General features: G+C 69.0%; 9 protein-coding genes. All 9 read right to left on the minus strand.

The features are described from left to right. Nucleotides 1-2: 2 nt before the first annotated feature. Nucleotides 3-1,103, minus strand: coding sequence for a glutamate 5-kinase (gene proB, locus IJ15_RS0110650; protein ID WP_031938322.1), 1,101 nt, complete (start codon nucleotides 1,101-1,103; stop codon nucleotides 3-5). Beyond that, nucleotides 1,100-2,560: a GTPase ObgE gene (gene obgE, locus IJ15_RS0110655; RefSeq protein WP_031938323.1), complete on the minus strand. Its 1,461-nt coding sequence runs from the start codon at nucleotides 2,558-2,560 to the stop codon at nucleotides 1,100-1,102. Before obgE ends, proB begins: the two co-directional genes overlap by 4 nt. 194 nt (nucleotides 2,561-2,754) lie before the next feature. After that, the gene (rpmA, locus tag IJ15_RS0110660) at nucleotides 2,755-3,018 is read right to left on the minus strand and encodes a 50S ribosomal protein L27 (RefSeq protein ID WP_031938324.1); all 264 of its coding nucleotides are present in this window, start codon (nucleotides 3,016-3,018) and stop codon (nucleotides 2,755-2,757) included. A 50-nt stretch (nucleotides 3,019-3,068) separates the two neighbouring features. Then, a complete protein-coding gene (rplU, locus tag IJ15_RS0110665) occupies nucleotides 3,069-3,380 on the minus strand; it encodes a 50S ribosomal protein L21 (protein ID WP_031938325.1) in 312 nt (103 codons plus the stop codon). Nucleotides 3,381-3,647: 267 nt separating this feature from the next. Then, nucleotides 3,648-6,950 carry a translation initiation factor IF-2 N-terminal domain-containing protein gene (locus tag IJ15_RS0110670; protein ID WP_031938326.1) on the minus strand — a complete coding sequence of 1,101 codons (3,303 nt, stop codon included), beginning with the start codon at nucleotides 6,948-6,950 and terminating at the stop codon, nucleotides 3,648-3,650. Nucleotides 6,951-7,405: 455 nt separating this feature from the next. Beyond that, on the minus strand, nucleotides 7,406-7,825 hold the full coding sequence (ndk, locus tag IJ15_RS0110675) for a nucleoside-diphosphate kinase (RefSeq protein WP_031938327.1): 420 nt from the start codon (nucleotides 7,823-7,825) through the stop codon (nucleotides 7,406-7,408). A gap of 18 nt (nucleotides 7,826-7,843) precedes the next feature. Then, on the minus strand, nucleotides 7,844-8,176 hold the full coding sequence (locus tag IJ15_RS0110680) for a DUF4233 domain-containing protein (RefSeq protein ID WP_081880685.1): 333 nt from the start codon (nucleotides 8,174-8,176) through the stop codon (nucleotides 7,844-7,846). A gap of 83 nt (nucleotides 8,177-8,259) precedes the next feature. Next, on the minus strand, nucleotides 8,260-9,690 hold the full coding sequence (gene folC / locus IJ15_RS0110685; protein WP_031938329.1) for a bifunctional tetrahydrofolate synthase/dihydrofolate synthase: 1,431 nt from the start codon (nucleotides 9,688-9,690) through the stop codon (nucleotides 8,260-8,262). Further along, nucleotides 9,687-12,347: a valine--tRNA ligase gene (locus IJ15_RS0110690; RefSeq protein WP_031938330.1), complete on the minus strand. Its 2,661-nt coding sequence runs from the start codon at nucleotides 12,345-12,347 to the stop codon at nucleotides 9,687-9,689. The genes folC and IJ15_RS0110690 overlap by 4 nt, the downstream gene beginning before the upstream one ends. Between the last annotated feature and the right edge of the window lie 69 nt (nucleotides 12,348-12,416).

Consider the following 12,416-nt stretch of genomic DNA (forward strand, 5'->3'; position numbering starts at 1 on the left):
CCCTACAAGGGCACCAGATCGTCGGCGTGGACCACCGGCCGGTGCATGTCCGCCGGCAGGTCCGTCGTCGAACGACCCAGCATCTCCTCGATCTCCGACGAGTCGTACGCAACCACGCCGCGCGCGACGGGCCGCTCCTCGGGACCGATGAGGGTGACGACGTCGCCACCGTAGAAGCGGCCACCGACGGTGGTGATACCCGCGGGCAGCAGCGACCGTCGACGCTCCACCACCGCCCGCACCGCGCCGGCATCCAGGTGCAGCGCACCCTGCGTGTCGGCCGCATGGCGCACCCAGAACTTGCGCGCCGACATCCGATGCGGCCGGGCCGCGAAGACGGTGCCGACATCGGCCGTCGTGAGGGCGGACGCCGCGTCGGATGCCGCGGTCAGCAGCACCGGGACACCCGAATCGGCGGCCAGGCGCGCGGCCGACAGCTTGGATGCCATTCCGCCGGTGCCGAGTGCGCCCCCGGAGCCGGCCACCACACCGTCGAGATCCTCGGGGCTGTTGACCTCGGGAATCAGTGTGGCCCCGCCCTTTCGGGGATCACCGTCGTACAGGCCGTCGACATCCGAGAGCAGAACCAGCGCGTCCGCGCCCACCAGGTGCGCAACCAGCGCCGCGAGCCGGTCGTTGTCGCCGAACCGCAGTTCGGTGGTCGCGACGGTGTCGTTCTCGTTGACGATCGCGACCGCGTGCAGCGCCCGCAACCGGTCGAGGGTGCGCTGGGCGTTGCGGTGCTGGGTCCGCCGAGCGATGTCGTCGGCGGTGAGCAACACCTGGCCGACGGTGCGGCCGTACCGCGCGAACGAGGTCCCCCACGCGTGGGCCAGCGCCAACTGGCCCACGCTCGCCGCCGCCTGCTTCGTCGCGAGATCCCTTGGGCGATGCGTCAATCCGAGCGGTGCCAGACCAGCACCGACCGCACCGGACGAGACGACGACCACATCCGAACCGGCCCGCATACGCGCCTCGAGCGCATCAGCGAGCAGGTTGAGCCGCCCTACGTCCAGCCCGCCGATCAGGCTGGTGAGTGCCGATGACCCGATCTTGACGACGATGCTGCGCGCCGACGCAATGGCGGCTCTGGTCTCACTCACTTGTCTTTGGGGTCCTCGGTCGGCAGTCCACGCCGCGCCCGCTGCGCATGCTTACGTTCGTGGGCGCCGATGCGGTCGACCTGGTCGAGTCGGGCGTCGGTGCCGCGACCGGTCCGCACGACGTCGACGCCGGCCGCGGTCTGCGGCTCCCACTCGAAGCCGACGTCGCCGATGGTGACGAACGCGCCGGGCTCGGCACCCTGCTTGACCAGTTCGTCCTCGACACCGAGGCGAGCCAGACGGTCCGCCAGGTAGCCGACGGCCTCGTCGTTGTCGAACGCCGTCTGCCGCACCCACCGCTCGGGCTGGGTACCGCGCACGATGAAGCCACCCGGGTTCTCCGGGTCGGCGATGACGCTGAAGCCGGTCTCCTTCGCGGCGACCGGGCGAATCACCTGACGCTTCGGCTCCGCCTTCGGATGCGCCTCGCGGTAGTCGGCAACCATCTTCGCCAGCGCGAAGGTCATGGGCCGCAACCCGTCCCGACTCACCGCGGAGATCGTGAACACCGGCCAACCACGGGCCTCGAAGTCCGGGGTCACCATCTCGGCGAGCTCCGCGGCCTCGGGCACGTCCGCCTTGTTGAGGATCACGATCCGCGGCCGGTCCGCGAGGTCACCGAGTCCGGCGTCGCCCTGGAGCGCAGGCTGGTACGCGGCCAGTTCGGCCTCGAGGGCGTCGACGTCGGAGATCGGGTCCCGACCCGGCTCGAGGGTCGCGCAGTCCACGACGTGCGCGAGAACCGCGCACCGTTCGAGGTGTCGCAGGAAGTCCAGACCGAGTCCGCGGCCCTGACTGGCGCCGGGGATCAGACCCGGCACGTCGGCGACGGTGAACGTCGTGTCGCCGCTCGACACCACGCCGAGGTTGGGCTGGAGCGTCGTGAACGGGTAGTCGCCGATCTTCGGCTTGGCAGCGGACAGGACGGACACGAGCGACGACTTGCCGGCGGACGGGAAGCCCACCAGTCCGACGTCGGCGACGGACTTGAGTTCGAGGACGAGGTCCCCCGCTTCGCCTTCCTCACCGAGCAGCGCGAAACCCGGCGCCTTGCGCGCCCTGGAGGCGAGCGAGGCGTTCCCGAGTCCACCGCGACCGCCGTGCGCCGCGACGAATCGGGTGCCGACCCCGACGAGGTCGGCCAGGATGTTGCCCTCCTTGTCGAGGACGACGGTGCCGTCCGGCACCCTGAGGGTCAGGTCGGAACCGTTGGCGCCTTCACGGTTGCCGCCCATTCCTTGGGTGCCGTTGGTCGCCTTCGCGCGGGCGTGGAAGTGAAAGTCGAGGAGGGTGTGGACGTTGCCGTCCACCTCCAGCACGACATCCCCGCCGCGACCACCATTTCCACCGTCGGGGCCGCCGAGCGGCTTGAACTTCTCGCGGTGGACGGAGGCGCAACCATTGCCGCCTCTTCCGGCGCTGACGTGCAGCACCACGCGGTCAATGAATCGGGACATGACTGCCGGATCCTTCCTCAGTCAAAAATCTTGCGGTTGATGCGGTGTGACGTAGACGACGCACCGCGGTGAAAACGACAGTAGGGGCGGGCAGGGTTTGAGACCCTGGCCCGCCCCCACTGGGAGATCGGAACGGAATCGGACTGCTCAGCTTGTCGAGACGCTGAGAGACCGGACCGTAAGTGGCAGCAGACCTAGGCCTCTGCCGCGACCGGAACGATGTTCACGGTCTTGCGCCCACGCTTGGTGCCGAACTCGACGGCGCCCGCGGAGAGAGCGAACAGGGTGTCGTCACCGCCACGGCCGACGTTGACGCCGGGGTGGAAGTGGGTGCCACGCTGACGCACGAGGATCTCGCCGGCGCTGACGGACTGGCCGCCGAAGCGCTTGACGCCGAGGCGCTGTGCGTTTGAATCGCGACCGTTACGGGAGCTGGATGCACCCTTTTTATGTGCCATGTCGAATCCCTCCCAGGGTTCGGTGAAAGCTGAATCGGTGAAAGTTCGAGCTACTTGATGCCGGTGACCTTGAGGATCGTCAGCTTCTGCCGGTGACCCTGGCGCTTGTGGTAGCCGGTCTTGTTCTTGAACTTGTGGATCCGGATCTTCGGGCCCTTGGTGTGCTCGACGACCTCACCGGTCACAGAGATCTTCGCCAGCTTGTCGGCGTCGAGGGTCAGCTCGGACCCATCGACCACGAGGACCGGGGCAAGCGAGACAGCGGTGCCGGGCTCACCCTCGATCTTCTCGACCTTGACGAGGTCACCAACAGCGACCTTGTACTGCTTTCCGCCGGTCTTGACGATCGCGTACGTTGCCATCGGACGGCTACCCCTTGCTACTTCGAACGTGCTCGCGCCGCTGCCGTGGAGGCTTTCAATGCTGCGCGACTGGTCTGTTGTGGCGGCTACCCCTTGCGCGCCCATATTTGCCCAAAGCGGGCGCAGCAGAGCGGTATCGCCGGGTAGCGACCGGTCAAGATTACGGGACGGCGACCGTCAGGGTCAAACTGGCGGGTCGACCGGTCCCGTTGTCGCAGTGCGCCGCCCCGGGGTCACCCACGGAGCGGCGCACTGCCACGACATTCGTCAGGCCTCGACGTCCACAGGCGGGCCTGCGGGACGTCCAGCGGCACGACGGCGGCGCGGACGACGTGCAGCGGGCACCTCGCCGTCCGGCGGCGCTGCCGCCTCCCCGGCCGCAGGAGCTGCGTCCGGAGCCGCCTCGGGAACACTGGCAGGCTCGGGTGCCGGCGCGGGTTCGGTGACCGGAATCACGAAAACCGTTCCCGTGTCGGAAGTCTCACCTTCCGGCGCGGCCGCGGCACGCGACACCCGCCGACTCCGTCGACGTCCCCGGGAAGGGACGTCCCTGTCCGTCTCGGCCGTCTTGTCCGACTCGGTGGCTTTGTCCGACTCGGCGGCGTGCGCCACAGGCGTCGGCTCCGGTGCGGACTCGGGCTCCGGCGCGGGCTCGACGTGCGGCGTCGACTCGACGTCGACCCCCGCACGCTCGTCCGACCCGGTCTCGTGCTCATCGTGATGCGAGGCCATCGCAAGGGCCACCGGATGCGCCCGCTTGACGGTCGCGTCCGCGGCCGACTCCTCCGTACTCGGATGCGTCGGCTGTGCGTCGGCCACCGGTTCCGGCGCCGCCGCGGAAGTCGCGCGGTCACGACCACGCTTCTTGCGGCCACTGCCCGATTCCTTCGACTGACCCCGGCCGCCGTCGTCGGCCGACTTCACCTCGACGGGCTCGCTGTGCACGATGATCCCGCGGCCGTGGCAGTGCTCACACGTCGTGGAAAAGGCCTCGACCAGGCCGGTGCCCAGCTTCTTGCGGGTCATCTGGACCAGGCCGAGCGAGGTCACCTCGGAGACCTGATGACGGGTCCGATCCCGGCCCAGCGCCTCCGTGAGCCGGCGCAGGACCAGATCGCGGTTGGACTCGAGCACCATGTCGATGAAGTCGACGACGATCATGCCGCCGATGTCGCGCAGCCGCATCTGCCGCACGATCTCCTCGGCCGCCTCGAGGTTGTTCCGCGTGACGGTCTCCTCGAGGTTGCCGCCGGCACCGGTGAACTTGCCGGTGTTGACGTCGACCACGGTCATCGCCTCGGTCCGGTCGATCACCAGCGTTCCGCCCGACGGCAGCCAGACCTTGCGGTCGAGCGCCTTGGCGAGCTGCTCGTCGATGCGATGCGCCTCGAAGACGTCCGGGGCACCGGACGACACGTCGTACCGCTCCACCCGGGACAGCAGATCCGGCGCCACGGTCTTGATGTAGGTCTCGACGGTGCTCCAGGCCTTCTCGCCCTCGATCACGAGCTTCGAGAAGTCCTCGTTGAACAGATCGCGGACGACCTTGACGAGCAGATCGGGCTCCTCGTACAGCGCCTGCGGCGTGCCCGACTTGCCGTCCTTCGCCTTCGCGGCCTGCTCCTCGATGGTCGCCCACTGCGTCTGCAGCCGGGTGACATCGCGCGCCAGCTCTTCCTCGCTGACCCCCTCGGAGGCCGTCCGGATGATCACACCGGCGTCGGCGGGCACGATCTCCCGCAGGATCTCCTTGAGACGCTTGCGCTCGGTGTCGGGCAACTTGCGGCTGATGCCGGTGGAGGTGCCACCGGGCACGTACACCAGGAACCGTCCGGCGAGGCTGATCTGTGTGGTCAGGCGGGCACCCTTGTGACCGACCGGATCCTTGCTGACCTGGACCAGCACCTGATCGCCCGGCTTGAGAGCCTGCTCGATCTTGCGCTCCCGGCCACCGAGGCCGGCCGCCTCCCAGTTGACCTCACCGGCGTACAGGACGCCGTTGCGGCCACGCCCGATGTCGATGAACGCCGCCTCCATGCTGGGCAGCACGTTCTGGACCCGACCGAGGTAGACGTTGCCGACCATCGACGTCGAGGACGATCCCGTGACGAAGTGCTCCACCAGCACGCCGTCCTCGAGGACCGCGACCTGCGTGGACGCCGCCGGGTTGGTGCCGCCGACCTTCTCCCGCACGACCATGACCCGGTCGACCGCCTCGCGGCGTGCCAGGAACTCGGACTCGCTCAGGATCGGAGGACGGCGACGACCGGCATCCCGGCCGTCACGACGGCGCTGACGCTTGGCTTCCAGTCGCGTCGATCCGCTGATGCCCTGGACCTCGTCCTTGACGGCCCGGGTCTTGTTGCGCGGTTCACGCTCGTGGACGACGGTGTTCGGCGGATCGTCCTCGGACGAGACGTCCCCGTCGCTGCCGCCCTTGCGGCGACGACGCCGACGCCGGCGACGGCTGCTGCCGTCACCGGACTCGTCCGACTCGGCCTGCTCGTCCTCGGCGGATTCACCGGATTCGGACGCCTCGGCCGCATCCACGGCCTCGCCCTCGGCAGTCGGCGCCGTATCGGCGTCGACGACCGTGCCGGTCCTGCCTGCGCCGCCTTCGGCGGACTCGGCAGACTCATCGGACTCGTCCGACTCGGTGCCGTCCGCGTGCTGCTCGCCACGGCCACGGCCACGGCCACGGCGTCCACGACGACGCCGGCGCTGCTGCTCGCCGCCCTCACCGTCGGTCTCGGACGCTTCGGAGGCCGCAGCGCCCTCGGAGGCCTCGGAGGTCTCGGCCGTCTCGGCGGTGCGGGTCTCCCCCGCGCCTGCACGGTCGACGGCGCCGCCGGCCGGAGCCGCCGATTCCTCGGCGACGGCCGGTGCGGAGTCGGTGGCCTGGGTCTGCGACTCGTCGGTCACCTCGGGGGCTGCGGCGGCACGACGGCTGCGCCGACGACGCGGCGCGGTCTCAGCAGTAGCCGCGTCGGGCTGGAGGAACAGCGGGGCCTGCACCACGGCAGGCGCGGCGGCGGGCTCGTGCTCGGTACCGGGTTCGACGTTGGTGAACAGCCCGGTGAAGTCGTCGCCGGCGCGTGCCGGTGCCGCTTCCGCGGTGGGGGCCTCGGTCTCGGCGGTGGCCTCGGAGGTGGCCTCGGTCACCGGTTCGACGACGGCCTCGGCCTTCGGGGCGGCCTTCTTGCGGGCCCGCTTGCGGGGCGCAGGCTTCTCGACGGGCGCGGCCTCCGGTTCGGCCTCGACCAGCGCGGTCTCGGCGGCGACCGGCTCCGCGACGGGTTCGGCGGCCGGTTCCGGAGCAGCGGTCTCCGTTGCACCGGACACGGTGGCATGGATGCGCTCGGCGATCTCGCGCTGGAGGCTGGACTGCGCGCTGCGCAACTCGGTACCCAGCGCAGCGGCCTCTGCGAGCACCTGCTTGCTGGTGACCCCGAGCAGTTTGGCGAGCGCGTGGACTCGGATCTTCTCGGGGAGTACCGGAGTGGTACTCGGGTCGACCGATCCTTCTGCGATCGGTTCATTAACGTTTTCGGGCGGCGCTTGATCGGCCACGTATTCTCCTCGAGCCCCCGGGCGCGTCCACCCGTCTGTCGATCGGATGTGACGCGGCCGCGCGAGGGCGATGGTTGTGTACTCGCACCGAGGGTCCGAGATTGTATGGTCTCGCTCCACGTGGTTCGCAGTGTCCGTTGATCACTGCGGAATCGCGCGGTGCCTGGCTGGATGGCGGTGATCCACGGCGCGGGCGCCTGACCGATCACGACACGAGCGCCTGATCATCCAGCGTGCCGGACGGAACAGGGATTACCTGCGCCGGTAGGGCAGCGATGACGGGCTTCGCACCGTGGTGTCATCCGATCGGGTCCGCGTGAAGCAAAATTGCGGTCCGACCGATTTCAGTATCCCACACCGGAGCGGAGTGTCGTCTCATCGGCGCACCGGTAGGTGACAAAACAAAAGGACGCTCCGCGGGCACGACGGCCCGGGAGCGTCCCGAGTTGTGGGTCTCAGACCCGAACGAGCTGGGGAAACCAGAGGGCGATCTCGCGCTCGGCGGACTCGACCGAATCGGATCCGTGGACCAGGTTCTGTCCACCGTCGAGAGCCAGGTCGGCGCGGATGGTGCCGGGGACCGCCTTCTCCACCGGATCGGTGCCGCCGGCGATCTGACGGAACGCAGCGATCGCGCGCGGCCCCTCGAGCACGGCGGCCACGAGCGGTCCGGAGGTGATGAAGTCGAGCAGCCCCGGGTAGAACGGCTTGCCTTCGTGTTCGGCGTAGTGCGTCGCGGCGATATCGCCGGATGCCGTCCGCAGCTCCATCGCCGCAATGGTCAGACCCTTGCGTTCGATGCGGGAGAGGATCTCGCCGACGTAGCCACGGGCCACGCCGTCGGGCTTGATCAGTACCAGGGTGCGCTCAGTCACGGCGAACAGCCTAGACGGTCAGTCTCGTTGCCCGGGCAGCAGACCCCGCTCGATCCGGCGCGCGATGTCCCTGCGCAGGTACACGATGTACAGCCACACCGCGCCGAACAGCACGCCGATCACGCCGAGTGCCGTGTCGATGAAGAAGCCGAGGATCGTGAACACCTGGAGTGTCAGGTTGAACGTCATCGCCCACGGGCGTCCCTGCAGCCCGGCGCCGAGGATCATCAGCAGCGCCAGCACACAGATGTACAGACCCGACACCCACGTCAGGCCCGTCGAGTTGACGACGGCAACGACCGGCAGCGCCAGCAGCACCACGATCGACTCGAGGATCAGGGTGCCTGCCATGACACCGCGGAACCCCTTCCACGGATCCTTCGCCGGTGGCCGGAACCCGGACGGGGAGTTGTCTGGAGTCTCCGGGGTCTCGCTCACGCGGGGTCCTTTCCGAACAGGGAGCGGGCAACGCCCGCAGTGACAACCGAACCAGTGACGACGACGCCCGCCCCCGAGACTGCCTCACCGGGCTCGGCGACTTCCTCCGCCAGCCCGATCGCAGTCTCGAGCGCGTCCGCCAGCGTCGGCGCGACGACCACCCGCTCGTCGCCGAACCGCGCCACGGCACGGTTCGCGAGGTCTTCGACATCCATCGCCCGGGGCGATCCGTTGTGGGTGACGACCAGTTCGTCGAACACCGGCTCGAGGGCGTCGAGGATGCCGTCGACGTCCTTGTCTCCCATGACGCTGACGACACCGACGAGCTTGCGGAAGTCGAACTCCGCGACCAGCGCGGCCGCGAGGGCCTGCGCCCCGTGCGGATTGTGCGCGGCGTCGAGGAACACCGTCGGCGCACTCCGGACCCGTTCCAGCCGGCCCGGATTGACGACGGACGCGAAGCCCGCGCGGATCGCGTCCGCGTCGAGTTGACGGTCGGGTCCGGCGCCGAAGAACGCCTCCACCGCCGCGAGCGCCAGCGACGCGTTGCGCGCCTGGTGCTCACCGTGCAACGGCAGGAAGATGTCGTCGTACACACCGCCGAGGCCGTGCAACTCGAGCTGCTGGCCACCGATCGCGATCTGCCGGCGCAGCACCTTGAATTCGGATCCCTCGCGGGCCACCGCGGCATCCGCCTCGACGGCCCGGCGCAGCAGCACGTCCATCACCTCGGGACTCTGCTCGGCGATGATCGCGACGGTGTCGGTCGGGGCGACGCCCTCGACCCCGCTGTCGCGGCCCTTCTTGATGATCCCGGCCTTCTCCCCCGCGATCGATTCGAGGTCGGGGCCGAGATAGTCGACGTGGTCGAGGCCGATCGGGGTGATGACCGCGACCTGCGCGTCGATGACGTTGGTGGCGTCCCATTTTCCGCCGAGACCGGTCTCGACGACGGCGACATCGACGGGCGCCTCCGCGAAGGCGGCGTACGCCATCGCGGTGGTGACCTCGAACTTGCTCATCGCGGGACCGCCGGCGGCCTCGGACTGCCGGTCGATCATCGCGATGTACGGCTCGAGTTCCCGGTACGTGTCGATGTACGTCCGCACCGGGACAGGGGCGCCGTCGATGCTGATCCGCTCGGTCGCCAGCTGCAGGTGCGGGCTGGTGGTCCGTCCGGTCCGACGGTGCAGGTGGGTGAGCAGCACGTCGATCATCCGCGTCACCGACGTCTTGCCGTTGGTGCCGGCGACGTGAATGGACGGATAACTGTCCTGCGGCGAGCCCAGCAGGTCCATCAGCGCGGAGATCCGGGTCAGCGACGGCTCGATCTTGGTCTCGGGCCAGCGTTGATCCAGCTCCGCCTCGACGAGTGCGAGCTCGGCGAGATCGACCGGGTCCGGTGCGCCCGGGCGTTCGGTGGTCACGCTCCGCCCAGCTCCTTCAGACGTGCCGACATGCGGGCGATCTCCTCCTGCGCCACCTGCTGGCGGGCACGGATCTTGTCGACCACCGCGTCGGGGGCCTTCGCGAGGAACGCCTCGTTGCCCAGCTTGGCGGTGGTGCCGGCGAGCTCCTTCTCGGCGACCGCGAGATCCTTCTCGAGCCGCTTCTTCTCGGCGCCCAGGTCGACCGCGCCCGAGGTGTCGAGTTCGACGGTGACCGTGGCCTTGCTCAACCGCACCTCGACGGACGCGGTGGCCGCGAACGTGTCGGACGGTTCGGTGAGCTTCGCGAGGAACGCCACCGACGCCAGCTGGCTCTCGATGTCGGCCTCGGCCACGCCGGTGAGGCGTGCAGCCACCTTCTGCGACGGCTTGAGACCCTGGTCGCTGCGGAAGCGGCGGACCTCGGTCACCAGGCGCTGCATGTCCTCGATGCGCTGCGCCGCAACGGGATCCGTCGCGATACCCGTCCCGGCGGGCCACTCGGCAATCACGACGGACTCGCCGCCGGTGAGGACCTTCCACAGGGTCTCGGTGACGAACGGGATCACCGGGTGCAGCATCCGCAGCAGCGTGTCGAGCACGTTGCCGAGCACTGCCTTCGTTCCGTCGGCGTACACGCTGCCCTCGGCGAGCTGCGGCTTCGCGAGCTCGAGGTACCAGTCGCACACCTCGTCCCACGCGAAGTGGTACAGCGCCTCGCAGGCCTTGGAGAACTCGAACTTCTCGAACGCCTCGTCGACCTCGCCGCGGACCTGCTCGAGCCGGTCGAGGATCCAGCGGTCGGCGTCGGTGAGCTGCTCGCGGGCCGGCAGGTCCGCGACGACCGCACCGTTCATGAGCGCGAACTTGGTGGCGTTGAACAGCTTGTTCGCGAAGTTGCGCGACGACTGCGCGTGGTCCTCACCGACGGCCAGGTCGCTGCCCGGGTTGGCGCCGCGGGCCAGCGTGAAGCGCAGAGCGTCCGCGCCGAAGCGGTCCACCCAGTCGAGGGGGTCGATTCCGTTGCCGCGCGACTTCGACATCTTCTTGCCGAACTGGTCACGAACCAGGCCGTGCAGGAACAGGTCCTTGAACGGCACCTTCCCGCTCGCCGTGGCGTCGTCGCCGGCCACGTACGTACCGAACATCATCATCCGGGCGACCCAGAAGAACAGGATGTCGTAGCCGGTGACGAGAACGCTTGTCGGGTAGAACTTCTCGATCTCGGGAGTCTTGTCGGGCCAGCCCATCGTCGAGAACGGCCACAGCCCCGACGAGAACCAGGTGTCGAGGACGTCGGGGTCCTGCTCCCAGCCCTCGGGTGCGGTCTCGTCCGGTCCGAAGCACTTGACCTCGCCGTTCGGGCCGTACCAGATCGGGATGCGGTGACCCCACCACAGCTGACGCGAGATGCACCAGTCGTGCATGTTGTCGACCCACGCGAACCAGCGAGGCTCCTGGCTGGCCGGATGAATCACGGTGTCGCCGTTACGGACCGCGTCACCGGCGGCCTTCGCGAGCGCGTCGACCTTGACCCACCACTGCATCGACAGGCGCGGTTCGATGGTCTCACCGGAACGCTCCGAGTGGCCGACGCTGTGCACGTACGGACGCTTCTCCGCGACGACGCGGCCCTGCTCGGCGAGTGCCTCGCGCACCTTGACGCGGGCCTCGAAACGGTCCATGCCGTCGAACTGCGTTCCGGTGTCGGCGATCTTGCCGGTCTTGTCCATGATGGTGGGCATCGGCAGGTTGTGCCGGACACCCATCTCGAAGTCGTTGGGGTCGTGCGCGGGCGTGATCTTCACGGCGCCGGTGCCGAACGCGGGGTCGACGTAGTCGTCGGCGATGATCGGGATCTGCCGATCCAGGAACGGGTGCGGCAGCGTCGTGCCGACCAGATGCTTGTAGCGCTCGTCCTCGGGATGGACGGCGACCGCGGTGTCACCGAGCATCGTCTCGACGCGGGTGGTCGCGACGACGACGTGCGGCTCGTCGTCGCTGAGGGAGCCGTAGCGCAGCGAGACGAGCTCGCCCTCGACCTCCTCGAACTTCACCTCGATGTCGGAGATCGCGGTCTGCAGCACCGGCGACCAGTTGACGAGGCGCTCGGCGCGGTAGATCAGGCCGTCGTCGTAGAGGCGCTTGAAGATCGTCTGGACGGCGCGCGAGAGGCCCTCGTCCATCGTGAAGCGGTCGCGGGACCAGTCGACGCCGTCGCCGATGCGCCGCATCTGGCCCTGGATCGTGCCGCCGGACTCGCGCTTCCAGTCCCAGACCTTCTCGATGAACTGCTCACGGCCGAAGTCTTCCTTCTTCTTGCCGTCGGCTGCGAGCTGCTTCTCGACGATGGTCTGCGTCGCAATGCCCGCGTGGTCCATGCCGGGCAGCCACAGCACCTCGAAGCCCTGCATCCGCTTGCGGCGGCACAGCGCGTCCATCAGGGTGTGGTCGAGCGCGTGGCCCATGTGCAGGCTGCCGGTGACGTTCGGCGGGGGCAGCACGATCGAGTAGCCGGGCTTGTCGCTCGACGGGTCGGCCGTGAAGTAACCGGCGTCTACCCAGCCCTGATACAAGTCGGCCTCTACCGCGCTGGGATCCCAGCTCTTGGGGAGGGCGTCTGCGGGGGTCTGGGGAGTCTCTGGCGCACTGGTCACCCCCCAATCGTAGTCAGTGACGCCGAATCGCCCGGACCCGGCTCGGATCCCCCGTATCCGCCGCCCCGC

Source organism: Prescottella defluvii (genome assembly GCF_000738775.1).
In the GTDB taxonomy this organism is placed as follows: Bacteria; Actinomycetota; Actinomycetes; order Mycobacteriales; family Mycobacteriaceae; genus Prescottella; species Prescottella defluvii.

Excerpts from the sequence above, each read along its gene's own strand:
- IJ15_RS0110680 (WP_081880685.1), bottom strand. The coding sequence starts at position 8,176 with ATGGCAGGCACCCTGATCCTCGAGTCGATCGTGGTGCTGCTGGCGCTG.
- rpmA (WP_031938324.1), bottom strand. The coding sequence starts at position 3,018 with ATGGCACATAAAAAGGGTGCATCCAGCTCCCGTAACGGTCGCGATTCA.
- rplU (WP_031938325.1), bottom strand. The coding sequence starts at position 3,380 with ATGGCAACGTACGCGATCGTCAAGACCGGCGGAAAGCAGTACAAGGTC.
- obgE (WP_031938323.1), bottom strand. The coding sequence starts at position 2,560 with ATGTCCCGATTCATTGACCGCGTGGTGCTGCACGTCAGCGCCGGAAGA.